Source organism: Pseudomonas brassicacearum (assembly GCF_009601685.2).
In the GTDB taxonomy this organism is placed as follows: Bacteria; Pseudomonadota; Gammaproteobacteria; order Pseudomonadales; family Pseudomonadaceae; genus Aquipseudomonas; species Aquipseudomonas kilonensis_B.
Genome location: NZ_CP045701.2, coordinates 4,886,537 through 4,910,549, shown reverse-complemented (window position 1 = coordinate 4,910,549; position 24,013 = coordinate 4,886,537). Strand labels below are relative to the sequence as shown.

24 protein-coding genes are annotated in these 24,013 nt (G+C 61.0%); 6 read left to right on the top strand and 18 right to left on the bottom strand.

Annotated elements, in window-relative coordinates:
• Window positions 1–119 precede the first annotated feature (119 nt).
• Entirely contained in the window at window positions 120–1,907 is a 1,788-nt protein-coding gene (locus GFU70_RS21090; RefSeq protein WP_116641512.1) for a bifunctional diguanylate cyclase/phosphodiesterase, read from the bottom strand.
• A 118-nt stretch (window positions 1,908–2,025) separates the two neighbouring features.
• Window positions 2,026–4,104 (bottom strand): carboxy terminal-processing peptidase, encoded by a 2,079-nt coding sequence (locus GFU70_RS21085; RefSeq protein ID WP_165826074.1) that lies wholly within the window; start codon window positions 4,102–4,104, stop codon window positions 2,026–2,028.
• 139 nt (window positions 4,105–4,243) lie between these two features.
• On the opposite strand from GFU70_RS21085, the gene GFU70_RS21080 reads away from it, so the two are divergent.
• The 3 genes from GFU70_RS21080 to GFU70_RS21070 all read left to right on the top strand — a co-directional run bounded on the left by GFU70_RS21080 (window position 4,244) and on the right by GFU70_RS21070 (window position 6,970).
• Window positions 4,244–5,206, top strand: a complete 963-nt coding sequence (locus GFU70_RS21080; protein WP_058542345.1) for a zinc-binding dehydrogenase — start codon at window positions 4,244–4,246, stop codon at window positions 5,204–5,206.
• Window positions 5,207–5,543: 337 nt separating this feature from the next.
• Window positions 5,544–6,179, top strand: a complete 636-nt coding sequence (locus tag GFU70_RS21075) for a DUF1326 domain-containing protein (protein WP_058542344.1) — start codon at window positions 5,544–5,546, stop codon at window positions 6,177–6,179.
• A 2-nt stretch (window positions 6,180–6,181) separates the two neighbouring features.
• Window positions 6,182–6,970: a DUF2182 domain-containing protein gene (locus GFU70_RS21070; RefSeq protein ID WP_116641513.1), complete on the top strand. Its 789-nt coding sequence runs from the start codon at window positions 6,182–6,184 to the stop codon at window positions 6,968–6,970.
• Window positions 6,971–7,004: 34 nt separating this feature from the next.
• Here the strand turns inward: GFU70_RS21070 and GFU70_RS21065 are convergent, their stop codons facing one another.
• The 6 genes from GFU70_RS21065 to GFU70_RS21040 all read right to left on the bottom strand — a co-directional run bounded on the left by GFU70_RS21065 (window position 7,005) and on the right by GFU70_RS21040 (window position 12,405).
• Window positions 7,005–7,658 (bottom strand): HAD family hydrolase, encoded by a 654-nt coding sequence (locus tag GFU70_RS21065; RefSeq protein ID WP_153388774.1) that lies wholly within the window; start codon window positions 7,656–7,658, stop codon window positions 7,005–7,007.
• A gap of 46 nt (window positions 7,659–7,704) precedes the next feature.
• Window positions 7,705–8,694 carry an ABC transporter ATP-binding protein gene (locus GFU70_RS21060; RefSeq protein ID WP_116641514.1) on the bottom strand — a complete coding sequence of 330 codons (990 nt, stop codon included), beginning with the start codon at window positions 8,692–8,694 and terminating at the stop codon, window positions 7,705–7,707.
• Complete coding sequence (locus tag GFU70_RS21055; protein ID WP_116641515.1) at window positions 8,691–9,491, bottom strand: ABC transporter permease; 801 nt, start codon at window positions 9,489–9,491, stop codon at window positions 8,691–8,693. Before GFU70_RS21055 ends, GFU70_RS21060 begins: the two co-directional genes overlap by 4 nt.
• A complete protein-coding gene (locus tag GFU70_RS21050) occupies window positions 9,478–10,314 on the bottom strand; it encodes an ABC transporter permease (protein ID WP_175359939.1) in 837 nt (278 codons plus the stop codon). Before GFU70_RS21050 ends, GFU70_RS21055 begins: the two co-directional genes overlap by 14 nt.
• 5 nt (window positions 10,315–10,319) lie before the next feature.
• The gene (locus GFU70_RS21045; RefSeq protein ID WP_058542338.1) at window positions 10,320–11,126 is read right to left on the bottom strand and encodes an alkaline phosphatase family protein; all 807 of its coding nucleotides are present in this window, start codon (window positions 11,124–11,126) and stop codon (window positions 10,320–10,322) included.
• A 211-nt stretch (window positions 11,127–11,337) separates the two neighbouring features.
• On the bottom strand, window positions 11,338–12,405 hold the full coding sequence (locus GFU70_RS21040) for an ABC transporter substrate-binding protein (protein WP_058542336.1): 1,068 nt from the start codon (window positions 12,403–12,405) through the stop codon (window positions 11,338–11,340).
• 349 nt (window positions 12,406–12,754) lie between these two features.
• Between GFU70_RS21040 and GFU70_RS21035 the strand changes: the two genes are divergently transcribed.
• On the top strand, window positions 12,755–13,486 hold the full coding sequence (locus GFU70_RS21035; RefSeq protein WP_058542335.1) for a UTRA domain-containing protein: 732 nt from the start codon (window positions 12,755–12,757) through the stop codon (window positions 13,484–13,486).
• Window positions 13,487–13,493: 7 nt separating this feature from the next.
• Here the strand turns inward: GFU70_RS21035 and GFU70_RS21030 are convergent, their stop codons facing one another.
• The 6 genes from GFU70_RS21030 to minC form a co-directional block, all read right to left on the bottom strand.
• Window positions 13,494–13,676: a hypothetical protein gene (locus GFU70_RS21030; protein WP_058542334.1), complete on the bottom strand. Its 183-nt coding sequence runs from the start codon at window positions 13,674–13,676 to the stop codon at window positions 13,494–13,496.
• A 254-nt stretch (window positions 13,677–13,930) separates the two neighbouring features.
• Entirely contained in the window at window positions 13,931–15,220 is a 1,290-nt protein-coding gene (locus GFU70_RS21025) for a M18 family aminopeptidase (RefSeq protein ID WP_058542333.1), read from the bottom strand.
• A 277-nt stretch (window positions 15,221–15,497) separates the two neighbouring features.
• Window positions 15,498–16,133: an RluA family pseudouridine synthase gene (locus GFU70_RS21020; RefSeq protein ID WP_025214990.1), complete on the bottom strand. Its 636-nt coding sequence runs from the start codon at window positions 16,131–16,133 to the stop codon at window positions 15,498–15,500.
• Between the two features lie 187 nt (window positions 16,134–16,320).
• Window positions 16,321–16,575, bottom strand: a complete 255-nt coding sequence (gene minE / locus GFU70_RS21015; RefSeq protein ID WP_003179111.1) for a cell division topological specificity factor MinE — start codon at window positions 16,573–16,575, stop codon at window positions 16,321–16,323.
• Window positions 16,575–17,387, bottom strand: a complete 813-nt coding sequence (minD, locus tag GFU70_RS21010) for a septum site-determining protein MinD (protein ID WP_058542331.1) — start codon at window positions 17,385–17,387, stop codon at window positions 16,575–16,577. Before minD ends, minE begins: the two co-directional genes overlap by 1 nt.
• A 200-nt stretch (window positions 17,388–17,587) precedes the next feature.
• Window positions 17,588–18,325 carry a septum site-determining protein MinC gene (gene minC / locus GFU70_RS21005; RefSeq protein WP_058542330.1) on the bottom strand — a complete coding sequence of 246 codons (738 nt, stop codon included), beginning with the start codon at window positions 18,323–18,325 and terminating at the stop codon, window positions 17,588–17,590.
• 118 nt (window positions 18,326–18,443) lie between these two features.
• Here minC and GFU70_RS21000 point away from each other — a divergent pair, with 118 nt between their 5' ends.
• A complete protein-coding gene (locus GFU70_RS21000) occupies window positions 18,444–19,376 on the top strand; it encodes a lipid A biosynthesis lauroyl acyltransferase (RefSeq protein WP_057452459.1) in 933 nt (310 codons plus the stop codon).
• Window positions 19,377–19,423: 47 nt separating this feature from the next.
• A complete protein-coding gene (locus GFU70_RS20995; protein ID WP_058542328.1) occupies window positions 19,424–20,578 on the top strand; it encodes a patatin-like phospholipase family protein in 1,155 nt (384 codons plus the stop codon).
• Between the two features lie 211 nt (window positions 20,579–20,789).
• Here the strand turns inward: GFU70_RS20995 and GFU70_RS20990 are convergent, their stop codons facing one another.
• The 4 genes from GFU70_RS20990 to GFU70_RS20975 form a co-directional block, all read right to left on the bottom strand.
• Window positions 20,790–21,575 carry an outer membrane protein OmpK gene (locus GFU70_RS20990; RefSeq protein ID WP_058542327.1) on the bottom strand — a complete coding sequence of 262 codons (786 nt, stop codon included), beginning with the start codon at window positions 21,573–21,575 and terminating at the stop codon, window positions 20,790–20,792.
• Window positions 21,576–21,618: 43 nt separating this feature from the next.
• Window positions 21,619–21,891, bottom strand: coding sequence for a hypothetical protein (locus tag GFU70_RS20985; protein ID WP_153388773.1), 273 nt, complete (start codon window positions 21,889–21,891; stop codon window positions 21,619–21,621).
• Between the two features lie 174 nt (window positions 21,892–22,065).
• The gene (locus GFU70_RS20980; RefSeq protein WP_058542326.1) at window positions 22,066–23,367 is read right to left on the bottom strand and encodes a urate hydroxylase PuuD; all 1,302 of its coding nucleotides are present in this window, start codon (window positions 23,365–23,367) and stop codon (window positions 22,066–22,068) included.
• Between the two features lie 51 nt (window positions 23,368–23,418).
• Window positions 23,419–23,922, bottom strand: coding sequence for an ureidoglycolate lyase (locus GFU70_RS20975; protein ID WP_064106976.1), 504 nt, complete (start codon window positions 23,920–23,922; stop codon window positions 23,419–23,421).
• Window positions 23,923–24,013 lie beyond the last annotated feature (91 nt).

The window sequence follows — 24,013 nt, the reverse complement described above, 5'->3', positions numbered from 1 at the left end:
CCAGACAGTTGAATCTCAAGCGAAAGATCAAGATCAAGATCAAAAGATCGCAGGCTTCGCCAGCTCCTACAAAGCCCAGCGGGAGCAGGCGCCCTCGGCACGGGGCTGCGCCACATATTTCACACCGTCAACCCCAACGCCCCCACAGACTCTCGCCCAGCCAAACCCTCCACCAAATACACACTCCCGCCCAAAATATCCTTGGCATGATGCTTGGCCTGGGAAGCCAGTTCTGCCAACTGACTGGCATCCAACTCCTCACAGGCCTCGGCGCGCAGGTGCACCACGCCAATCGACAACGACAACAGCGCGAACTCCTGTCGAACGCCCTGTCGGTTCAACGCGGTAAAACATCCCGCCTCCAAATGTTCGGGGCGGTAGAAGCGGCGGCAGTGGGTCTGGAAGTCGCTGAGTAGTTGGTCCAGGCGTCTGCGCCAGTCTTCCGGGCCGAGGACCAGCAGGAAGTCGTCGCCGCCGATGTGGCCGACGAAGTCGCGGCTGGGGTCGATGCGTTCGTTCAGGCATTGGGCCAGGCACAGCAGGACTTCGTCGCCGCGACCGTAGCCGTAGATGTCGTTAAAGGGTTTGAAACTGTCGATGTCCACGTAGCAGATCACCGATTCTTGCCGTTGTTGCAGCAGGCGCGTGAGGCATTGCTGGATCGGGACGTTGCCCGGCAGCAGGGTCAGGGGGTTGGCGTAGCGGGCCTGTTGGATTTTCAGTTCGGTGATGAGCTTGAGCACGTCGATCACTCGGCCCAGGCCCAGGTAGCCGCCGTTGAGGGTGATGATGAAGTCTTCTTCGATGCGTTGTCGGGCGCGACTGGTGATCAGGCGGCTGACTTGTTGCAGCGACTGGTTCAACTCCACTGCGAGAAAGTCATCGCTCATCAAGCGGCTGATGGGTTTGCGGGCGAACAGGTCGGTGGCGAAGGGCTTGAGCAGGGCGTCCGAGAGTGAATGGCGATGGACGATGCCGCAAGGCTGCCCTTGATCATCCAGCACCGCCAGCGAGTTGAGGTTGGCCTGGCGACGAAACGCTTCCAGTACGTTGGCTGTCGGCGTGTTGTGGGCCACTGCCGGTTGTTCGTTGAGCAGCGCACTGAGGTCGTTGACCTCATCGGTCAAGACCGCCACGCCGCTGTCCTGCTTGGGCATCAGCGCCCGGGCGTCGCGTGACGGTTGTTCCTGAGGCCGGGCCAGCAGATACCCCTGGACCAGGTCGACGCCCATTTCGATCAGCACTGCCAGTTCTTCCGACAGTTCGATTCCCTCGGCGATCACTTGGGCACGGGATGCCCGGGCGATTTTCAGGATCGAGCCCACGAACTCGCGCTTGAGGGCGTCCTGGTGGATGCCGTCGATGAAATGCCGGTCGATCTTCACATAATCGGGCCGCAATTCAGACCACAGCCGCAAGCTCGAATAACCGGCGCCCAGATCGTCTAGGGCAATCGAAAAACCCATCGCACGATAATGATGCAGCGCGGTTTGCAGGAGCTGGAAGTCATCGATGGGGGTTTGTTCGGTCAGTTCGATCACGACCTGGCTGGGCGCAATGCCGTGGTCCTGCAGCAGTTGCAGTGTGCGCCCCGTCTGGTGCGCGGATTCCAGCAGAGACTCGGGCGAGACGTTGAGAAACAGCTTGCCCGGCAATTGTTGCTCATTGAAGCGTTGGCAGGCGCTGCGGCGGCAGGCCAGTTCCAGTTCGCTGAGACGGCCGGCCTGGCGCGCCACGGAAAGCAGCGCGATGGGCGAGTGCAACGGGCTGTTGGAGGGGCCGCGGGTCAAGGCTTCATAACCCACGATGCGCCGTTCGGAAAGGCAGATGATCGGTTGGAACAGGCTGTGCAAACCGCTTTGAGCCAGGATCGAACTCAAGGCACTCAGCTGTTCTGTCGTGGTCATGGCAATCTCTGGCGATAAAAAAAGGACCGGGTGCGCGGCACCCAGTCCTGTATTTCACGACAGACTGATGTCAGTTTGATGACACTCAGACGAGTGTCACCATTAAATGGCCATCATCTTAGTGCTTGGCGATCGCCGTGTTGAGTTTCAGGTAGTCCAGCAGGATCCGCCCGGTCTCGCTCAGGTAGGCATCGTCTTCCGGCTTGGTTTTCTCCGGCTCGGTGATCAGGTCTTCGTCCTCTTTCTTCAGCTCTTTGAGCGGTTCTTCGCCCTTGGCCTTGCGACGCAGGTTTTCCATGGCCAGTTGCTTGGTCTCGATGTCTGCATGCTGCGCGCGACGCTCGGCTTCGTTGAGGGTGACGGTTTTCTCCATCATCAACTTCTGCGCCAGGGCCAGCTTGTCGCGGATGAACACGAATTCCGCGTCCTGGGACGAGCGCGCATCGTGGTCGGACTTGAGTTGGGCCAGGAACGGTTTGAACGGGTCCACGGCCGGTTTGATCGCAGGCCGGATGGTGTCCCATGGCATGGCTTCGGGCAGGGCGCTTTCACCGATTTCCTTGGTGTCGATGATCGACGGGTAATCGATGTCAGGCAGCACGCCCTGGTGCTGGGTGCTCTGGCCGGAAACCCGGTAGAACTTCGCCAGGGTCAGTTTCAGTTCGCCATGGTTGAGCGGCTGGATGGTCTGCACGGTACCTTTGCCGAAGGTCTGGCCGCCGATGATCAGCGCACGGTGGTAGTCCTGCATCGCACCGGCGAAAATCTCCGAGGCCGAAGCCGACAGTCGGTTGACCAGCAAGGCCATCGGCCCCTTGTAGAACGCGCCCGGGTTTTCGTCTTCCAGCACATCCACCCGGCCATCGGCGTTACGCACGAGCACGGTCGGGCCCTTGTCGATGAACAGGCTGGTCAGCTCGGTGGCTTCCTGCAGGGAGCCGCCGCCGTTGTTGCGCAAGTCGATGACCACGCCGTCGACCTTTTCCTTCTGCAGTTCGGTCAGCAGCTTCTTGACGTCACGGGTGGTGCTCTTGTAGTTCGGATCCCCGGCGCGGAAGGCCTTGAAGTCCAGATAGAAGGCCGGGATTTCAATGATGCCGAGCTTGTAGTCCTTGCCGTCCTGCTTGAGGTGGAGGACTGATTTTTTCGCTGCCTGGTCATCCAGCTTCACCGCTTCACGGGTGATGGACACGACTTTGCTGGTCTGGTCGTTCGGCGCATTGCTGGCCGGGATGACTTCCAGGCGCACCACCGAGCCTTTCGGCCCACGGATCAGCTTGACCACTTCGTCCAGGCGCCAGCCGACCACGTCGACCATTTCCTTGTTGCCTTGGGCAACGCCGATGATCTTGTCCGCCGGGCTGACCTGTTTGGTCTTGTCCGCAGGGCCCGCCGGGACCAGGCGCACGATTTTCACCTGGTCGTTGTCGCTCTGCAGCACCGCGCCGATGCCTTCCAGGGACAGGCTCATGTTGATGTCGAAGTTTTCCGCGTTATCCGGCGACAGATAATTGGTGTGCGGGTCGTAGGACATGGCGAAGGTGTTGATGTACGCCTGGAAAATGTCTTCGGCACGGGTCTGGTCCAGGCGAGCCAATTGATTCTTGTAGCGCTTGGTCAGGGTTTCCTGGATCTGTTTGGGATCCTTGCCGGCAATCTTCATGCGCAGCACCTCGTCCTTGACGCGCTTGCGCCACAGGTCATCGAGTTCGGCTGTGCTTTTGAGCCAAGGAGCGTCCTTGCGGTCGACCAGCAAGGTTTCCTTGGTATTGAAGTCGATTTTATCGACGCCTTTGTTCAGTTCGGCAAGGGCGTAGTCCAGGCGCGCCTTCACGCGGTCCAGATAGCGCTTGTAGATGGTGAACCCGGCGTTCAGGTCGCCGCTCTTGAGGAAGTCGTCGAACTGGGTTTTCCACTTGTTGAATTCGGCGATGTCGCTGGCCAGGAAATAACTGCGCGATGGATCGAGCAGCTTCAGGTAGCTGTCATAGATAATGACCGAGCGCGCATCATCGAGCGGTGGCTTGCTGTAGTGATGGCGCTTGAGCAATTCGACCACGTTAAGGCTGGCAATCACCTCGTCACGATCGGGCTGAAGCTTGTCCCAGCTGTTGGCAGCGAACGTATCGTTCGACAGCGGTAACAGGCCGAGGCCAATGACGAGCGCGAGGGCGGTACTGGGGAACAGGTGCTTCATGCTGATTCGACGCAGGGACAATTGATAACGCATATTAGGCCGTCTTTGAAGTCGCCGGTTCCATGTGGCCCGGGCGCATAATGCAAGAAAGCCCGGCGTTGAAGCAGCGGGCCCAGTCGAGACTCACTATGGAGGCACCGTGAAAGCATTGCAAGGCGTTGAAGGCCAAGTGGTATGGGCAGATGAGCCGAATCCGACGTGTGATGTCGGGCAGGTTCGTATTCGTGTGGCAGCCGCCGGCCTGAACCGGGCCGATTTGCTGCAAAAAGCCGGACTTTACCCGCCGCCACCCGGCGCCAGCCAGGTGTTGGGGCTGGAATGTTCCGGGGTGATCAGCGAAGTCGGACCGGGCTCTTCCTGGCAGGTCGGCGACCGCGTTTGTGCGTTGTTGGCCGGTGGTGGGATGGCCGAGGAAGTGGTGGTCGATGGCCGTCATGTGCTGCCCGTGCCGGAAGGCCTGTCGATGGCCGAAGCGGCCGCGCTGCCTGAGGTCTACAGCACCGCATGGCTGAACCTGTTCCAGCTGGCGGCGCTCAAGCCGGGTGAGAAAGTGCTGCTGCACGCTGGCGCCAGCGGTGTCGGTTCGGCCGCGATCCAGCTGTGCAAGGCGTTTGGCAACCCGTGTTGGGTCAGTGTCGGTTCGACCGAGCGGCTGGACTATTGCGAGGCGCTGGGCGCCCAGGGCGGCGTGGTGCGCACCGATGGCCTGGAGGGTCTGAATGACCTCGGTCCCTTCGACGTGATCCTCGATCCGGTGGGCGGCAGCTACGCCAAACTCAACGTGAAACTTTTGTCAGTTGACGGCCGCTGGGTATTGATCGGCCTGATGGGCGGGCGCTCCACCGAGCTTGATCTGGCGCAGGTGCTGGGCAAGCGCATCCAATTGCTTGGCTCGACCTTGCGCAGCCGTGACGAGCAGTTCAAGGCCGACCTGATCAGCCAACTGGGCCAACAGGTGTGGCCGTTGTTTGCGGACAAGCGTTTGAGCCCGCAATTGGCCAAGACCTTTGCGATCAAGGACGCCGAAGCGGCGTTTGCGGAGCTGGCGAGCAACCAGGTGTCCGGCAAGCTCGTGTTGGTGATCGATGAAAGCCTGAGCTGACTTCCGGAGCTGGACGCGGACTTGTGGGAGCAAAGCTTGCTCGCGAAAGCGATGGGTCAGTTTGCATCGATGCTGAATGTACGGCCGCCATCGCGGGCAAGCCTTGCTCCCACAAGGGGCTTCGGGTGCTCATAGAGCCGGTGTTCACCCCAAATCCCTTGTGGGAGTTGAGCCAAGGCCTCCAATCGACGGTGGCTTGCACCTCTCACCAGCGCCCACGGGCAAGCTGACCTTCGGTCGGCAGCCCGTATCCGATGCGCGCGCCCTGCTAGCGTTAATTAATGGGGGATGGGGTTACCGCAGCTTTCAACTCACCCGCCAGGTGAAGAGGTTGATCATGGCCATCGCCGAATGGCGCATGCAGGGCGTCGAATTCATTGCCTGCAACTGTAATTGGGGCTGCCCCTGTCAATTCAATGCGCCACCGACCCATGGTCACTGCCAGGCGGTGGCGTCGATGCGAGTGGAACACGGGTATTTCAATCAGGTAGCGCTGGACGGCTTGTGCTGGGCCGCCACCTTCGCTTGGCCGGGCGCCATCCATGAGGGCAACGGCAGTTGTCAGGTGTTCATCGATGAGCGCGCCGACGAGGCGCAACGCCAGGCCCTGCTGACCATCCTTTCTGGCCTGGAGAGCGACCCTGGGGCCAACGTGTTTCAGGTGTTCAGTAGCACCATGAGTGAAGCGTTCGAACCGCTGTTCGTGCCCATCACCCTCTCCATCGATGTCGATCAGCGCTTGGCGCACCTGGACATTCCAGGGGTGTTGCAGGCCAGCGGCGAGCCGATCCGCAGCCCGATCGACGGCTCCCCTCATCGAGTCCGCCTGGCCCTGCCCAACGGTTTCGAGTTCCTTGAGGCCGAAGTGGCCAGCGGCAGCTACCAGACGCATTCAGCCCTCAAACTACAATCCCAGGGCAGTCATAGCCACCTCGCCCACGTGCACTTCACCGGCCATGGCATAGAGCCGTAAAGATGGCACAACCTCAGGCGGTGATGCGGAGCAAGCGATTGACAGGCGAGCAACTGCTGCTCCTGCTCTGCCTGCTCGCGCTGACCGCGTTGGCCTGGCTGATGCTCCTGCAGATGGGCCGCGACATGAGTGCGCCGGGCGGCATGGCTGATACGGCAATGGGCGGCATGCTCATGCCCTGGAGCCTGGCCGATGCGCTGCTGATGTTCGCCATGTGGGTGGTGATGATGATCGGCATGATGCTGCCCAGCACCCTGCCCATGCTGCTGATCTACCAGCAGATGCTGCGCAAGCGCATGCCGGCACCGCAGCGACACTTGGCACTGTTGCTGTTCTGCAGCGCCTACGTTCTGGTCTGGGCCGGTTTCGCCCTGGGCGCCACGGCGTTGCAATGGGCGCTCGAGCAACTCGCCCTGCTCAGTCCGGGGATGCGCAGCACCAGTACCGCGCTGGGCGCCGGCCTGCTGTTGGTCGCCGGCGTCTATCAGTGGCTGCCAGGCAAGGCGGTCTGCCTTGAGCATTGTCGCGGGCCGCTGCATTTCCTGCTCAGTTACTGGCGTCCCAACGTGCTCGGCGGCTGGCGCATGGGCCTGGCCCATGGCGCTTACTGCCTGGGCTGCTGCTGGGCCCTGATGGGCCTGCTGTTCGTGGTCGGCGTAATGAACCTGCTCTGGGTGGCAGTGATCGGTGCCTTCATCTTGCTGGAGAAAAACCTGCCGCAGGGACTCTGGCTCAGTCGTCTCTGCGGCTTGTTGTTGCTCGGCTGGAGCCTGTGGCTGCTGCTGGGCTGAACCTGTGGGAGCAAGCTCGCTCCCACTAGGGGGCTTATTTCCAGGTATGGATTGGCCACCCGGCCAGCTCGGCATGGGCCTTCAACACTGGGTCCGGATTCACCACATGGGGGAAATCCACCCGCAGCAACAGCGGCAGGTCATTGCGCGAATCGGAATAGAAACTTGCGCCTTCCAGGTTCTCTTCCTCGGCATCCAGCCAGTCCAGCAGGCGGGTGATCTTGCCTTCGCGGTAGGTCAGGGTGCCCACGGTCTGGCCGCTGTACACCCCATGGCTCACTTCAAGTTCGATCGCCAGGATCTCGTCGATGCCCAGGCGTTCGGCAATCGGCTTGACCAGGTGCGTGCCCGAGGCCGAGATCACCAGGATCCGGTCACCGGCCTTGCGGTGTTCGGCGATGGCCTTGGTGGCGTCGCTGAAGATGATCGGTTCGATGAAGTCTTCCACCCAGGGCGCCACCAGGTGTTCGATTTCTTCCGGTGTGCGGCCGATCATCGGTTCCAGGCTGAAGTCCATGTACTCTTCCATGCTCAGCTTGCCGTGGCTGTAGGCGTCCATCAGTGCGTTGTTGCGCTGCATGAACGACTCGGGGTCGACCCAGCCCAGGCGTCCCATCTGTTCGCTCCAGAGGGTGGCGCAGTCGCCGTGGATAAGGGTTTCGTCCAGATCAAAAATTGCCAGGGCCATCAGCGCGTTTTCCTTTTCAAGATCAGCTTCAAAATCAATAAAGCCATCAGGCTACCTCACACAGCGCCGACGGATCGATGGAAAGTGACAGCCGTGCGCCATCGGGGTGCAGGTCGGCGGCCGAGCGATTGAGTACATCCACCACCAATTCCACGCCACGGGCCTCGACCCGATAGCGAATCACGTTGCCCAACAGGCTGTGGCTGCGGATCAGCGCATCGGCCTCGCCGTTGCGGCTCAGCTCGATGGCTTCCGGACGGATGGCGATACGGCCGCTCACCGGCCGTTGCAGCAGTTTGGTCGCGCTGTCGGCGTCCAGCAGGTTGTAGTTGCCGATGAAACCGGCGGCAAAGACGTCGACTGGCGCGGTGTAAAGGGTTTCGGCATCGCCGCTTTGTACGATCTTTCCTTGGTTCATCAGGAAAATCCGGTCAGACATGGTCAGGGCTTCTTCCTGGTCGTGTGTGACGAAGATCGTGGTCAGGCCCAACTCGCGCTGGATCTGTCGGATCTGTTCGCGCAAGTGCTTGCGAATCCGCGCATCCAGGGCCGACAGCGGCTCGTCCAGCAGCAACAGGCGCGGCCGGGTCACCAGGGAGCGGGCCAGGGCGACGCGCTGGCATTGGCCGCCGGACAGTTGATGGGGATAGCGACCGGCAAAATCATGCAGCTCCACCAGGCGCAGGATCTCCAGCACGCGCTTGTGGCTGTCTGCGGCATCGACCTTTTGCATACGCAGGCCGAAGGCGACGTTCTGTTCCACGGTCATGTTGGGGAACAAGGCGTAGCTCTGGAACACCATGCCGATGCCGCGTTTCTGCGGGCTCAACGGAACGATGTCTTGCCCGTCCAGGATGATTTGGCCGGCATCCACCGCGGTCAGGCCAGCAATGCAGCGCAACAGCGTGGACTTGCCACAACCGGAAGGGCCAAGGAGGGTGACGAATTCGCCCTTGCGGATCTCGCAGTTGATGTCGCTGAACACCGGTGTGCCGGCGTAGCTTTTTTGCAGGTGTTGGACGCTGACGTAGCTCATTGGCTTTTGTCCTTGCTCAAGATGTTGGCCGCCCAGGTCAGGACCAGTACGAAGAAGAAGTAGGAAATCACCAAGGCACTGGTGAAGTGGCCGCTGCTGTTGCGCATGTTATTCAGGTACACCTGCAGGGTTTCATAGCGGGTGCCGACGAGGATGTTGGCAAACACGAATTCGCCGAACAGGAACGAGAACGACAGTAGCAACGCCACCATCAAGCCCTTGCGCAGATTTGGCAGCACCACCAGCAACGCGGCCTGGAAGGTGCTGGCGCCGAGCAGTTGGGCGGCGTCCATCAAGTCGCGCAGATTGATCGCTTGCAGGTTGTTGGTGATCGCCCGGTACATGAACGGCAGGGCGACGGTGAAGTAGCAGCCGATCAGGATCCACGGCGTGCCGACCATCGCCAACGGCCCGGAGCCGTAGAGTTGCAACAGCCCCACCGATGACACCACCGGCGGTACCGCGAAGGGCAGCAGAATGAGGATGTTCATCAGCGCGTCGAGTCTGGGGAAGTGGTAATGCACCACGAACAGCAATGGCAGGATCAACACCACCGAGAGCACCAGCGCACCGACGCAGACCAGCAGCGATTGACCGAAGGCGTGGAGAAAACGTGGATCGCTCCACAACTGCACATACCATTTGAACGTGAAGCCGCTGGGCAGCACGGTGGCCGACCAACTGCTGGCGATGGAGTAGACGAGCGTGCCGGCCAGGGGCAGCAGCAGGATGGCGAACAGCAAGTACACCACCGCCCGATGATAGAGCCCGACGGAGCCCGGTTCAGCGCGAGACATGGTAGCTCCTCTTGAGCAGCAACTGGTGGACGATGGTCACCACGGTCATCAACGCCACCAATATCACGGCCAGGGCACTGGCCATGTTCGGGTCGAGGGAAATGTCACCAGAGACCATGGCAGCGATGCGGATCGGCAGCACGTTGAAGTTGCCGGTGGTCAGGGCATAGACGGTGGCGTAGGCGCCGAGGGCGTTGGCCAGCAGGATCACGAAGGTGCCCAGCAGCGCCGGGGTCAGCACCGGCAAGCCGATGTGTCGCCAGAACTGCCAGCCGTTGGCGCCCAGCAGCTCGGCGGATTCGCGCCAGTCTTCGCGCAAGGCGTCGAAGGCCGGATAGAGCAGCAGCACGCCCAGGGGGATCTGGAAGTAGGTGTAGAGAATGATCAGCCCGGTTTTGGAGTACAGGTTGAAATCTTCGATGATCCCAGCCTGTTTGAGCATGATCGTGATGCTGCCGTTGAACCCGAGCAAAATGATGAAGGCGAAGGCCAGGGGCACGCCGGCGAAGTTGCTGGTCATGTTGGCGAAGGCGTTGACGAAGTTGCGCAGCCGCGAATCCACGCGGCGCAGGGAGTAGCTGCCGAGCACAGCGATGACGATGCCGAACACACTGGACCAGAAGCTGATTTCCAGGCTGTGCTGGATCGCTTGCAGGTAGAACTTGGAACTGAAGATCTTGCTGAAGTTGGCCAGGCCCCAGCCGAACTCTTGCGATTCCAGGCTATTGACCAGCACCCAGAACAGCGGGGCGATCTGGAACACGATGAAGAAAATCGCGAAGGGCACCAGGCACAACGCTGCCAGCCATTTGCCGCGCGTCATGGCGTTCACTTGAGTATCTCCTGGCAATAGGGTTTGTCGTGGTCGACGCCGAGCAATTGGCAAATGGTGCCGCACAGTTCGGTCTGCCGGGGCGTGGCCGCGGGATCGAGACTGAAGCCGCTGCCCAGGACAAACAGCGGCACTTCCCGTTCTTCGGCCAGCAGGCCGTTATGGGAGCGGTCGTTGTTCATGCCGTGATCGGACGTCACCAGCACCTGGTAACCGGCATCGAGCCAGCCTTGCAGGTAGACCGCCAGGTTGATGTCGGCCGAGCGGGCGCTGTTGCGGTATTGCGCAGTGTCGAGGCCATGCTTGTGGCCGGCATCGTCGATGTTCATCGGATGCACCAGCAAAAAGTTCGGCATGTAGCGCAGGCGCAGGTGTTCGGCGTCGGCGAACAGATGGGAATCGGGGTAGTGGTCATTCCAATAGAAATGCCCATATTGAATCGGCAAGTCGGGGTTGTCGGTATGACGATCACGACCGGCCACGAAGGGCGAAACGTTGTAGAGCTCGCTGACCCAGTGATACGCCGCGGCCGCCGTACTCAAGCCGGCCTGGGTGGCGTAGTGGAAAATGCTGCGCTGGTTCGACAGGCGCGAGACGTTGTTGTGCACGATCCCGCTGTCGATGGGCACGACGCCGGTGAGGATGCATTCATAGAGCGGGCGGGACAGGGCGGGCAACTCACATTCCAGTTTGTAGAGGGCCGCGCGTCCTGCGCCGACGTAAGCCTGCAAATGCCCCATGGCATGCCGGGCGACCTCATGGTTGAGACCGTCGAGCACCACCAGGATGACGTTGTGCTTCATGGGTACCGGGACTCCGGACAGATACCAGGAAACTCGGATCCAGCAAGCTCCACTGTGAGAGCAGGCCTGTGGGAGCAAAGCTTGCTCGCGATGAAGGCGACACGGTTCAACTGCAAGACCGTGTCATCGTTTATCGCGAGCAAGCCTTGCTCCCACAGGGCCTGTTCCCACAATTGCATTGCCTGTGGATAGCCGAGCGGGAGCTATTGCCTCACTCCATATTGATGATCACTTCTTCCTGCCACTTCTGCGGCAGTGTCTTGGAGGTTTTTTCCCAAGCATCCGCGTCCTTGATCGGGGTCACGCCTTTGTACTGCTCGTTGGGCAGCAGCTTGGCCTTGACCTCTTCCGGCAGGGTCAGGTGCTCGGCGCGGATCGGACGGGCGTTGCCCTTGGCCAGGTTGATCTGGCCAGCGTCGCTGAAGATGTACTCACGGGCCAGCTTGGCGGCGTTCGGGTGCTTGGCGTATTTGTTGATGATGGTGGTGTAGCCGGAGATGACCGAGCCGTCGGACGGAATCAGTACGACGTAGTCATCCGGGTTGGCCATCTTGGCCTTGTAGCTCAGGCCGTTGAAATCCCAGACCACGCCGACTTCGACTTCACCTTTTTCCATCGTGGCGATGGTTGGGTTGGCCATGGACAGGCGTCCTTGCTTGGCTATGTCGGCGAACATCAACAGCGCCGGCTGAACGTTCTTCTCGTCGCCGCCGTTGGCCAGGGCCGCGGCCAGCACGCCGTTGGCGGCTTGGGCGGCGGTGCTCACGTCACCGATGGATACCTTGTATTTGCCGGTCTTCAGGTCTGCCCACTTGGTCGGCACTTCGGAACCGTGCAGCAACTTCTTGTTGACGATGAACGCGATGGTGCCGGTGTAGGCCAAGGCCCAGTTGCCATCTTTGTCCTTGGCCCAGGCAGGTACTTGTTCCCAGGTGCTTGGCTTGTAGGGTTGGACCACGCCCTGCTTGACCGCGATCGGGCCGAACGCTGCACCGACGTCGCCGATGTCGGCGCTGGCGTTGTCTTTCTCGGCGGCGAACTTGGCGATTTCCTGGGCCGAGCTCATGTCAGTGTCGATGTGTTTCAGGCCGTAGACCTTGGCCAGGTCGTCCCAGGTGCCTTTCCAGTTTGCCCAGTCATCGGGCATGCCGACGCTGTTCACGGCACCTTCCGCTTTCGCAGCGGCTTCCAACGTTTTCAGATCGGTGTCAGCGGCCATGGCGGCGGTGCACATGGCAATGGTCGAGCCTAACAGTGATGCCAGGAAAAGCTGTTTCATCCGAAGCTCCTATGGGCGTTTTCAACGCTGCGTTTGCGGTTGTGTTGGTCTAGGTCAGCAATACCTGAGCCAATGTAGGCGAGCCCTGTGACATTTTGATGTCGGTGTTGGAGGGTCCAGGAAACGCCCGGCTCATGGAGGTTGGTTGCGAATTAAGCGTAGACCATGGTTAAACAACTGATCTGCAAGGACTTGGCCGTTAATTTGCACGCTTGCAAAACGACCGTTCGGCGGCTCTGTCATCTGCCAGTCATGTGCAGTGCCTAGGCTTGCTGGACGAAGAAGCGGATCGATGAACAGTCGATCTTGCCCCGAAACAGTGCTGGTCTAGTCCAGATAGGTAACGTTGATGCGCATCGATGCAACCAAAGCGGTGACAGCCATCGGACAGGTCCTGCAAGAGCAGCTCGACCACGGGTTGCTGGCGCCCGGCAGCAAGTTGCCGGCCGAGCGCAAGCTCAGTGAATTGTTCGGGACCACGCGCATTACCGTGCGTGAGGCGTTGTTGCAGCTCGAAGCCCAGGGGCAGATTTATCGGGAGGAGCGCCGGGGCTGGTTCGTCTCGCCACCCCGCCTGGCCTACAACCTGATGCAGCGCAGCCATTTCCACGCCATGGTCGCGGCCCAGGGGCGTGTGCCTTCTACCCAAGTGATCTCGGCGCGCCTGCAACCCGCCTCGGCGGCGGTGTGTGCCTGGTTGCAGTTGCCGGCGCTGTCCAGCGTGATCCAGATCTGCCGCGTGCGACGTATCGACGAGCGGCTGGTGCTGTACGTCGAGCACTACCTGAACCCGCAATATTTTCCGGACATCTTGGGGTTCGACCTCAACCAGTCCATCACCGAGCTGTACGCCCGCCATTACGACCTGCATTACGGTCGGGTGAAGTTCGAAATCGTGCCCACCTCTCTACAGCCGGAAGCGGCGGCGGCGTTGAAGGTTTCGGTGGGTAGTCCGGGGCTGCGGATTGCCCGGGTCAACTATGACCAGCATCAGCGGCTGATCGATTGCGACCTGGAGTTCTGGCGACACGATGCGATTCATGTCGGGGTAGACGTGCCGGAGCAACCGCCTGCCGCCTGAGGTGGTGTCAGGCCGACTCGTTGAGCTTGGCCAGGATGCGGAACAACACCGTGACGAGGATCAGCAACATGCCGATCCACATGGCAAAGACCCCGACGTTCTTGTCACGGAAGTTGAAACCGATGGCCAGCAGGATCATGCCGGCAATGATGGGCACCAGCATGGCGTTGAACGAAGACATCGAGATCATGGCGACAGCCTTGTCGGGGAAGGATAAGGTCAGTCTAGTCGGGGTTTGGCTGGGGTGGGATGACGTATGTCATGGCCTCCTCGAATCTTTAGGCAGACATCATTGTGGCGAGGGAGCTTGCTCCCGCAGAGGTCTGTAGGAGCTGGCGAAGCCTGCGATCTTTTGATCTTTCGCTTGGGGCTCAAGTGTTTGGGGAAAGATCGCAGCCTCGCTTCGCTCGACAGCTCCTACACATCTCTTGCAGCCCAGTGTGGCTATGGCAACTCGCGAGAGGCGTAGAACGCGCTCAGCACCTTCACCAAATGCGCCAGGTCATGGCTGCCACACAGTTCGCGGATCGAATGCATGGCGAAGGTCGGCAGGCCGATGTCCACGGTGCGTACGCCCAACTGACTGGCGGTGATCGGGCCGATGGTCGAGCCGCAGCCCATGTCGCTGCGCACCACGAAGCTTTGCACCGGCACTTCTTCAGCCATGCACAGGTGACGGAAGAACCCGGCGGTTTCGCTGTTGGTGGCGTAGCGCTGGTTGCTGTTGACCTTGATCACCGGTCCGGCGTTGAGCTTGGGGCCATGGTTGGCGTCGTGCTTGTCGGCATAGTTGGGGTGCACGCCGTGAGCATTGTCGGCCGAAACCAGCAAGGACTTCTGAATGGTGCGCACGAACTCTTCACCTTCAGGCAGCAGGCGCCTCAGGGTCTGTTCCAGCATCGGACCGTCGGCGCCACAGGCCGAGCACGAACCGACCTCCTCGTGATCGTTGCACACCAGTACGCAGGTTTCTTCGGTGTCAGCGTTCAGCAAAGCCTGCAGGCCGGCGTAGCACGACAGCAGGTTGTCCAGGCGCGCGCCAGCAATGAAATCGCCGTGCAGGCCAATGACCGCGGCGCTTTGGGTGTCGTAGAAACTCAACTCGTAATCGAGCACCACGTCGGCATTCAGGCCATGTTCGCGGGCCAGTTGATCGGTGAGCACGGCACGGAAATCGACACGCTCGTCCCCGGCGAACTGGGCGAGGATCGGCGGCAATTCATTCTGCGGGTTGATGGCCCAGCCCTGGTTGGCTTCGCGATTGAGGTGGATGGCCAGGTTCGGAATCGTGGCGATCGGCGCCTTGAAATCGATCAGTTGGCTTTCGACCTTGCCGTCGCGGCGCAAGGTCACCCGCCCGGCCAAGGACAGGTCGCGGTCGAACCACGGCGCCAGCAGCGCGCCGCCGTAGACTTCCACGCCCAGTTGCCAGAACCCGTGGCGTTGCAGTTCCGGCTGCGGCTTGACCCGCAGGCAGGGGCTGTCGGTGTGGGCGCCGACCAGGCGGATGCCATCGTGCAACGGTGAGTTGCGGCCGAGCTTGAAGGCGATGATCGAGGAGTCGTTGCGCGTGACGTAATAGCGACCGTTGGCCTCGGTGGACCAGGTCTCGCGTTCGTCAAGACGCTGATAGCCTGCCGCCTCCAGGCGCTTGGCAAGGCTGGCGGTGGCATGGAACGGGGTAGGGGAGGCCTTGAGGAAGTCGATCAGGCCCTGGTTCAACTCTGCGCGCATAAGTAACTCCAGACAGCAATGGGCGGCAGTTTACCGTATTGGTGGTCGATGGGGAGGAGAGAGCGCAGCTATAGGGGCGTCTGGTTGTTGAACCTGTGGTGAGGGAGCTTGCTCCCGCTGGGCTCTGTAGGAGATGGCGAAGGCTCGGGCCGCGTTCGGACGATCTTTTGATCTTTTGATTTTTCGCTTGAGATTCAAGTGTCTTTGGAAAGATCGCAGCCTCGTTGCACTCGACAGCTCCTACACAGCTCCTACAACAAAATGACGGTGGCATTTCTTAGAACGGTGCTGGGCACTCGAAGCGCAGGCGCTCGCCGCTTTGCGGATGGGTGAAGCTCAGCATGCTGGCGTGCAGGCACAGGCGTGGCCAGGCGGCGAGGGCCTGCGGGTGGGCGTAGAGCCCGTCGCCCAGCAGCGGGTGACCGATGGACAGCATGTGCACGCGCAATTGGTGCGAGCGGCCGGTGATCGGCGTGAGTTCGACCCGGCACCAATCGCCGCAACGTTCCAGCACGCGCCAGAAGGTCAGGGCGTGTTTGCCGTGTTCATGGTCCACCACATGCCGAGGTTTGGTCGGCGGGTCGTAGCGCAAGGGCAGGTCGATGCTGCCGCTGTCCAGTGCCGGTTGGCCCCAGCACAGCGCGGTGTAGGCTTTTTCGGTTTCGCGATCATGAAATTGCCGGGACAGTTCGCGATGGGTGTCCGGGTCGCGGGCCAACAGGATGATGCCGGAAGTTTCCCAGTCCAGTCGGTGCACGATTCGGGCTTCCGGATAGCCGTTTTCCTGCAGGCGGGTGATCAGGCAGTCTTTGTTGTCGTCGGCCCGGCCGGGCACGGAAAGCAACAGGGTCGGCTTGTCGACCACCAGGACGGCGGCGTCCTGATGAATGATGCGGATGTTGGACAGGGGCATTGAAAACAGTCTCGTTACAAACGCCAACGGCGGCTCGGGCCCGTCGTCCTATATGTAGGAGCTGGCGAAGCCTGCGATCTTTTCCGAGCTTCCTTGAGTTTCAAGTGAAAGATCAAAAGATCGCAGGCTTCGCCAGCTCCTACACAAGGGCGCTAAGCCCGAGCCGCCGTGGCTCCCGCAGGATCTATCAGCGATCCGGCAGGGTGATGTTGAGTTCCAGGATCGAGCAACTGCCCTGGCTTTCCAGCGCCACGTGCACGTCATCGCTACCGATGTTGACGTATTTGCGGATCACTTCCACCAGTTCCTTCTGCAAGGCTGGCAGGTAGTCAGGGGTGCTGCGTTGGCCGCGTTCGTGCGCCACGATGATCTGTAGACGCTCTTTCGCGACCGAGGCGGTACTGGGCTTTTTGTTGGCACGAAAGAAGTCAAAAAGGTTCATTACCTACCTCCAAACAGGCGCTCGAAGAAACCCTTCTTCGTTACATCGAGGAATCGATGCGCTACGGTTTTGCCCAGCAGACGATCGACGGCATCGCTGTATGCCTGGCCGGCGTCGCTCTGGTCGTCGAGAATCACCGGCACGCCGGAGTTGGAGGCCTTGAGTACCGCTTGAGATTCCGGAATGACACCCAGCAGGGTGACGGCGAGGATCTCCTTGACATCTTCGACGCCCAGCATTTCGCCATCGCTGACCCGTTGCGGGTTGTAGCGGGTCAGCAGCAGGTGTTCCTTGATCGGTTCTTCGCCCTTCTCGGCGCGACGGGATTTGCTCGCCAGCAGCCCCAGCATGCGGTCGGAGTCTCGGACCGACGACACTTCCGGGTTGGTCACGACAATCGCTTCGTCCGCGAAGTACATGGCCAGGTGGGCACCTTTCTCGATACCGGCCGGGGAGTCGCAGACCACGAACTCGAAGTCTTCCTTGAGTTGCATCAGGACTTTTTCCACGCCTTCCTGGGTCAGCGCGTCTTTGTCGCGGGTCTGACTGGCGGCCAGCACGTAGAGATTCTCAAGGCGCTTGTCCTTGATCAGGGCTTGTTGCAGGTTTGCTTCGCCGTTGACCACATTGACGAAGTCGTAGACCACGCGACGCTCGCAACCCATGATCAGGTCCAGGTTACGCAGGCCGACGTCGAAGTCGACGATGACTGTCTTGTGGCCGCGCAGAGCGAGGCCGGTACCGATAGCGGCGCTGGTGGTGGTCTTACCCACACCACCCTTGCCGGATGTAACCACGAGAATCTTGGCCAAGGTGTTTCACCCCTAAGGAAAAAGGACTTTTTCAGCCCCTGAAAAACATCTCTGGAAAACCGCTGCAATTGGACAGGCTTGGCTGGAATCGGATGTCGGGCGGGGTCTACCTCCGGTAAACACTGCCTGATCCTTTTTCCTACGTCGTTTAAGCCGTTTTCGCTCGTTTTAGAGATGCTTGGAAAATGCGGCAGTATCCGTTAAAGCCGAATGATGTTCAACACGTCGCCCGACAGGCTGATCTGAACGCCGGCCCCCCACAACGGATCGCGGCGCAAATCCTCGGAGACCTTGTACTGCCCGGCGATGGAGACCAGTTCAGCGCTCAATTGCTGACAGAAGATCCTGGCTTTCGTATCCCCCTTGACGCCGGCCAGCGCGCGACCGCGCATCGGGCCGTATACATGGATGTTGCCATCGGCCAGAAGTTCCGCCCCCGGGCTGACCGAGGACACCACGACCAGATCGCCACCCTGGGCATAAATCTGCTGGCCGCCGCGTACTGGCGAGGTAATCACGCGCGTGGGCTTGATGGTGGGCTCTGGTGGCTTTTCCGGGGCTTTCCTGGCTTGGACCGGGCTCAGTTCCAGCACGCGCTCCCGGGCGCCGGACGGCGGCAGCACCGGGATGTCCACGGCGATGGCGGCGGCGATGTCTTCGATGCGGCTGGCGCGGATCGCCAGGGTGCGCAGGCCGTGCTGGCGGCAAACGCGCATCAGGCCCGGCAGGTCCACTGCGCCTTCGCCGGCCGGCAGCTTGTCCAGGGCCAGCACCAGCGGGGCATTGCTGAAGAAATTCGGTGCCTGGGCGACTTTGGCCGCCAACTGCCGGTCAAGGCCTTCCAGGTCGTTGCGGGCCAGCTCCAGCACCGTAATGGCGAGCATGCTGCCCTTCAGCTGGAACACGGGATCTTGGTCTAGCGGTTCGGTTTGGCTCATGGTCGGCGTACAACGGCTTGTCACTAAAAGTGCCGAGACTTATAACGAGATCGTCCGCCAGCCGCAACCCGGGTCGAACAATGTAGAATGCGCGGCCCATGTCTTAATGGAAGCTGTAATGGATCGCCCGCGTTTTCGAGCTGCATTCTTTCATCCGCGTTTCTGGCTGCTGTGGTGCGGCCTGGGGCTGTTGTGGCTGATCGTCCAGTTGCCTTATCCGTTATTGCTGCGGGTCGGTCGTGCATTGGGCGCGCTGATGTACCGGGTGGCCGGCGACAGACGGCGCATCGCCCGTCGTAACCTGGAACTGTGTTTCCCGCAAAAGTCCGCTGCCGAGCGCAAGCGTCTGCTCAAGGAAAACTTTGCCTCCACCGGCATCGCCTTTTTCGAAATGGCCATGAGTTGGTGGTGGTCGCGCTCGCGCCTGGCGAAACTGGCCCATGTCGAAGGGCTGGAGCATCTCAAGCAGGCCCAGCGCGAGGGCAAGGGCGTGATCCTGATGGCGTTGCATTTCACCACGCTGGAAATCGGCGCGGCGTTGCTCGGCCAGCAGCACACCATCGATGGCATGTACCGCGAGCACAAGAACCCGCTGTTCGACTATATCCAGCGCCGGGGCCGCGAGCGGCACAACCTCGACTCCCTGGCGGTGGAGCGTGACGACGTGCGCGGCATGCTCAAGCTGCTGCGGGCCGGGCGGGCGATCTGGTATGCGCCGGACCAGGATTACGGCGCCAAGCAGAGCGTGTTCGTCCCGCTGTTCGGCATCCAGGCGGCGACGGTCACCGCCACCAGCAAGTTCGCCCGCCTGGGCAAGGCGCTGGTGGTGCCATTCATTCAGGAGCGCCTGGCCGACGGCAGCGGTTATCGCCTGGTGATCCAGGCCCCGCTGACGGATTTCCCGGGCGAGACCGAGGAGGCCGATTGCATCCGCATCAACCAGTGGGTCGAGCAGTCGGTGAGCGATTGTCCCGAGCAATACCTCTGGGCCCATCGGCGCTTCAAGAGCCGTCCGCCGGGCGAGCCCAAGCTGTACGACAAACGCGGTTGAGCCAACATCCGCCACTTTCAACAGCACCTCGAGCACGGAGCATTGCGATGACCCCAGCTGAACCGGTTACAGGTTTGATTCTTTCCGGCGGCGGGGCTCGAGCGGCGTATCAGGTGGGCGTACTGGCGGCCATCGCCGAATTGTTGCCGGAAGGGGCGCGAAACCCGTTTCCGGTGATTGTCGGTACGTCGGCCGGGGCGATCAACGCGGTTAGCCTGGCAAGTGGGGCGATGGACTTCAAGAGCGCCATCGAGCGGCTGACGGCGTTCTGGCAAGCGGTGCGCAGCCACCAGGTCATGCGCAGCGACTGGCTGGGCGTCATTGCCCAGGCCAGGCGTTTCATCATTCATAGCCTGCTGGGCCTGGGGGCCAAGCTGCCGGTGGCGTTGATCGACAGTTCGCCGTTGCGCCAACTGCTCCAGAGCCAATTCCACGCCTCGGGCATCGAACAGGCCATCGCCGAGCAGCAATTGCGGGCGGTGGCGGTGACGGCGTTCGGTTATGAGTCCGGCCAGGCCGTTACGTTCTACCAGGGGCGCGGGACCATTGGTGCCTGGCTGCGACATCGACGCATTGGCGTGCCGACGCAGTTGTCGGTGGAGCACCTGCTGGCCAGTTCGTCGATTCCCTTGTTGTTCGCGCCGGTCAGGATCGGCCCGCAATACTTCGGTGACGGCGCGGTGCGTCAATCGGCGCCCATCAGCCCGGCCTTGCACCTGGGGGCCAATCGCGTGCTGGTGATCGGCGTCAGTGGCAACCCCCGTGGCGCTGGCGGGCAGGATCCCTCCGAGCGCAGCTACACCGGCCTGCAACCGACCCTGGCGCAGATCGGCGGCCATATGCTCAACAGCACGTTTATTGACAGCCTGGAAAGCGACATCGAGTTGCTTGAGCGCCTGAACGGCTTCAGTCACCTGCTGCCCGATGACGTACCGGCCCACGCCCTCGGCGCGGCACCGGTGGACGTATTGGTGATTTCCCCAAGCCAGCCAATAGACGAAATCGCCGCCCGCCATCGCCAGGAGCTGCCTCGTGCGCTGCGGTTATTCTTGCGCGGGCCGGGTGCGACCAAGACCAGTGGTGCGGGGGTGCTGAGCTACCTGTTGTTCGAGTCAGGGTATTGCAGCGAATTGATCGAGTTGGGACGCCAGGATGCGTTGGCGCAGCGTGAGGCATTGAGCCGGTTCCTGGGGTTGTCCTGATTTGATGCAGGCAGGTCCATCGCAATCGCGAGCAGGCTCGCTCCCACAAGGGATTGGCGGTGGGCGCTAAATCCTAGCTTTCACGAAACCAATGTGGGAGCGAGCTTGCTCGCGATGACGGCGGTACATTCAACATCAATGCAAGCCGGTCCACCGCTATCGCGAGCAAGCTCGCTCCCACCGGGTATTGCTGCGGATGTAAATTCAGGGATCAGAAATGATACTTCAGCAAGAAGCTGGTATTGCTCTGGTTGGTCTTGAAGCCGTCGCTGTCTTCGATCCCGTACTTGTTCTTCCAGTAGTCATACTCCACGCCCACATACAACTGCTTGGCGCCGAGCTTCAACGCCTTGCCCAGGTCATATTTGATCTGCGGGTTGATGTGCAGGTTGGCGTGGTAGGTGCCCTTGGCGTTGGTGTCGTTGTCCACCACCCAGTCGATGAAACCGTCGATCAGGAGGTCGGATGAGCCCATGGGGATGGTATAGGCCCAGGCCGGAGTGATTTGCCAGACATTGTCGCCGGCGCGTGGGCCTTCGGTCTGGCGGTTGTAAAAGTTCAGTTGGAAGTAGTCGAAGCCGGGAATTGCCAGGTCGAAACCCGGGCCGATCAGGTAGGACTCGTTGTCGCCTTCGCCGAATTCATACGTCATGGCCAGCAGCACATCCTTGATCGGGCCCAGTTCCAGCTTCTGGTCGAAGATCTTGCCGAACGACAGGCGTGGGCTGAACTCACCGTAGTAGGTGTTCGGGCCGGACTGGCTGTCGTCCTGGCCGTTGTAGAAGATCCGATCGAGGAAGAAGAAGTTGTCCCCGTATTTCCACGCGTCGGCGTGTTCGAAGGTCACGGTCTGCTGGATGCGCGGGTTGACCTGGAAATCCTTGCCATACAGGTAGGTCAGGCTGTTGTTCTGCCACTGGAACAGGTCGTCGGCCATCGCTTGGCCTCCGGCCAGCAAGGATCCTGCGAGTATCAGGCTGGTGCACGTACGTTTCATTCGGTTTGCTCCCAAAGGTAAGTGGTACCGCTTTTTTTTCAGATCAGCGCTCTGGTGTGGCGCCTTTTTCCTCGGATAAAAACATCCGTTTGGTCAGCTTTTCGCTTGTGGCCAGTGCTGATAGCAAGAGCTGAGCCAACGCCAAAAAAGGCTCGTCCAGCTGCTTTTTGAACAGTGGTAAAGGGTTTTTCAGGGGCGCGTTTTTTGTCCGCCAGCGCCCGGATAAGTTGGCGGGGCGGTCAGGATTGGATGGTTTTTTGTTGTCGGCCGGCTTCGAGCGGCCGCGCAGGATACGGGCTTGCCTTGAGGGGCTCAAGTGCCCTGCAACGGCGCATCCGTGGCGAATTTGGGGCGTGATGGCGGGGCTGGATCATCTGGTGCTTTCCTCTTGTTTTTATTGTTGAGGCGCAGGCAGTCGCTGACGGGCGACCGGTGGTGAACCGGTCGGCCTGTCAGCGGTATGACATGTGACGCTATTGGCGCGCGAGGCTCAGTTGGTCCGCGCGCCCTGGTTGATCCACGCGCCGATCAGATCGCGTTCCTGCTGGGTCATCTGGGTGATGTTGCCCAACGGCATGATCTGGCTGGTGACGGCCTGGGCCTGGATGCGCGCCGCTTGTTGCTGGATCTGCTGCGGGGTGTCGAACATCACCCCACCTGGTGCGGCGCTGAACAATGGGCTGGTGGGCTTGGCCGAGTGACAGACCGAGCAGCGTTCCTGGATGACGCTGTGGACCTTCTCGAACGACGGGCCCTGGACGTTGGCGGCCTGGGTGGGCGCCGATGTCGGTGCGGCGGGGGCCGTCGCCGGTTTCGCGCCACCCCCCACTGCCGTTTCCGGCAATGGTTGGTACTCGATCACGCCAGGGGCCTTGGCCACCTCCGGTGCGGTGGGCATGGGCTTGGGGCCTGTGACATAAGCCAGGCAGATCATCGCCAGGGCACCGACCGGCAGCGTCCAGGCAAACCGGTTGCTGTCATGGCGCGTATTGAAGTAATGGCGCACCAACACCGCCGCCACGGCGATCCCCGCCAGGATCAGCCAGTTGTACTGGCTGCCGTAGGTGCTCGGGAAATGGTTGCTGATCATGATGAACAGCACCGGCAGGGTGAAGTAGTTGTTGTGGCGCGAGCGCAACAAGCCCTTGGCCGGCAGTGCAGGATCGGGCGTGCGGTTCTCGGCGATGGCCGCCACCAGCGCACGCTGGGCCGGCATGATGATGCGGAACACGTTGCCGACCATGATCGTCCCGATGACCGCCCCGACATGCAGGTAGGCACCGCGACCGCTGAACACCTTGCTGAACCCGTAGGCCGCGGCGATCAACAGCACGAACAGGATCAGGCCGAGCAGGGCAGGGCGCTTGCCCAGGGCCGAGTCGCATAGGAAGGAATAGACGAACCAGCCGACGAGCAACGAACCGAGGCCCAGGGCGACGCCTTCGGGGCCGCTCAGGCTGCTGCCGGGGGCCAGAAGGTAGACGGTCGGGTTCCAATAGAACACCACGCACAACAGCGCGATGCCCGACATCCAGGTGAAGTAGGCTTCCCACTTGAACCAGTGCAGGTTGTCCGGCATGGACGGTGGCGCGAGTTTGTATTTTTCCAGGTGGTAGATGCCGCCACCGTGGATGGCCCACAGGTCGCCGGCAAGGCCGCTCCTGGGGTTGACGCGATTGAGGTTGTTTTCCAGCCAGACAAAGTAGAACGACGCGCCGATCCAGGCCACGCCAGTGATCATGTGAACCCAGCGTACGCTCAGGTTCAGCCATTCCAGCATATGTGCTTCCACAGTCTTTACCTCTCGCCCGTCACGCTTGTTTTCGCGTGATCGGACCTTCTCTTATTGGTGGGGGGCGAGGATCAATAACTCATCCTCTTTGAAAAAATGCTCATCGCAGTTATTGCCTGTGCCACTGCGATCAACCACCAGGAAGTCATCCCGCTTTTCGATCGTCAGCACCGGGTGGTGCCAGACGCCGCGATGGTAATTAATGCCCTGCCTGCCGTTGGTGACGAAGGCGCGGACCAAGCCTGATACAGGTACATCGCCAAGTGGCGCGACCACGATCAGAAAGGGGTTGCCGAGCAGCGGAATGAACGCTTGGCTACCCAGCGGATGGCGCTCCAGCATGCGCACGGTCAGCGGCATGTCCAGCGCGTCGGCGCGGAAGATGCTGATGATCGCCTTGTCGTCCGGCGTGGCGGTTTCCACCGTCGCCAGGCGGTGGAAGCGCATGGTCGAACCGTTGTTGATCATGAAGTGATCGCTGCCGTCGGTTTCGATCACGTCACCGAACGGGGCGAAGGCTTCTTTGGTCAACGGTTCGATCTTGAGTGTGCGCATGCTGGTCTTCTTATCCAAAAATTCTGTGTTGTGGTTCAGCTTTTGTGACGAGGGAGCTTGCTCCCGCTGGACCGGTCCGACGCCTCGGGCG

Excerpts from the sequence above, each read along its gene's own strand:
- GFU70_RS21000 (WP_057452459.1), top strand. The coding sequence starts at position 18,444 with ATGGATCGCCCGCGTTTTCGAGCTGCATTCTTTCATCCGCGTTTCTGG.
- GFU70_RS21040 (WP_058542336.1), bottom strand. The coding sequence starts at position 12,405 with ATGAAACAGCTTTTCCTGGCATCACTGTTAGGCTCGACCATTGCCATG.
- GFU70_RS20990 (WP_058542327.1), bottom strand. The coding sequence starts at position 21,575 with ATGAAACGTACGTGCACCAGCCTGATACTCGCAGGATCCTTGCTGGCC.
- GFU70_RS21070 (WP_116641513.1), top strand. The coding sequence starts at position 6,182 with ATGGCACAACCTCAGGCGGTGATGCGGAGCAAGCGATTGACAGGCGAG.
- GFU70_RS21020 (WP_025214990.1), bottom strand. The coding sequence starts at position 16,133 with ATGCCCCTGTCCAACATCCGCATCATTCATCAGGACGCCGCCGTCCTG.
- GFU70_RS21045 (WP_058542338.1), bottom strand. The coding sequence starts at position 11,126 with ATGAAGCACAACGTCATCCTGGTGGTGCTCGACGGTCTCAACCATGAG.
- GFU70_RS21025 (WP_058542333.1), bottom strand. The coding sequence starts at position 15,220 with ATGCGCGCAGAGTTGAACCAGGGCCTGATCGACTTCCTCAAGGCCTCC.
- GFU70_RS21055 (WP_116641515.1), bottom strand. The coding sequence starts at position 9,491 with ATGTCTCGCGCTGAACCGGGCTCCGTCGGGCTCTATCATCGGGCGGTG.
- GFU70_RS21060 (WP_116641514.1), bottom strand. The coding sequence starts at position 8,694 with ATGAGCTACGTCAGCGTCCAACACCTGCAAAAAAGCTACGCCGGCACA.
- GFU70_RS21085 (WP_165826074.1), bottom strand. The coding sequence starts at position 4,104 with ATGAAGCACCTGTTCCCCAGTACCGCCCTCGCGCTCGTCATTGGCCTC.
- GFU70_RS21035 (WP_058542335.1), top strand. The coding sequence starts at position 12,755 with ATGCGCATCGATGCAACCAAAGCGGTGACAGCCATCGGACAGGTCCTG.
- GFU70_RS21050 (WP_175359939.1), bottom strand. The coding sequence starts at position 10,314 with ATGACGCGCGGCAAATGGCTGGCAGCGTTGTGCCTGGTGCCCTTCGCG.
- GFU70_RS21075 (WP_058542344.1), top strand. The coding sequence starts at position 5,544 with ATGGCCATCGCCGAATGGCGCATGCAGGGCGTCGAATTCATTGCCTGC.
- GFU70_RS20975 (WP_064106976.1), bottom strand. The coding sequence starts at position 23,922 with ATGCGCACACTCAAGATCGAACCGTTGACCAAAGAAGCCTTCGCCCCG.
- minE (WP_003179111.1), bottom strand. The coding sequence starts at position 16,575 with ATGAACCTTTTTGACTTCTTTCGTGCCAACAAAAAGCCCAGTACCGCC.
- minC (WP_058542330.1), bottom strand. The coding sequence starts at position 18,325 with ATGAGCCAAACCGAACCGCTAGACCAAGATCCCGTGTTCCAGCTGAAG.
- GFU70_RS21030 (WP_058542334.1), bottom strand. The coding sequence starts at position 13,676 with ATGATCTCGATGTCTTCGTTCAACGCCATGCTGGTGCCCATCATTGCC.
- GFU70_RS21090 (WP_116641512.1), bottom strand. The coding sequence starts at position 1,907 with ATGACCACGACAGAACAGCTGAGTGCCTTGAGTTCGATCCTGGCTCAA.
- GFU70_RS21065 (WP_153388774.1), bottom strand. The coding sequence starts at position 7,658 with ATGGCCCTGGCAATTTTTGATCTGGACGAAACCCTTATCCACGGCGAC.
- GFU70_RS20995 (WP_058542328.1), top strand. The coding sequence starts at position 19,424 with ATGACCCCAGCTGAACCGGTTACAGGTTTGATTCTTTCCGGCGGCGGG.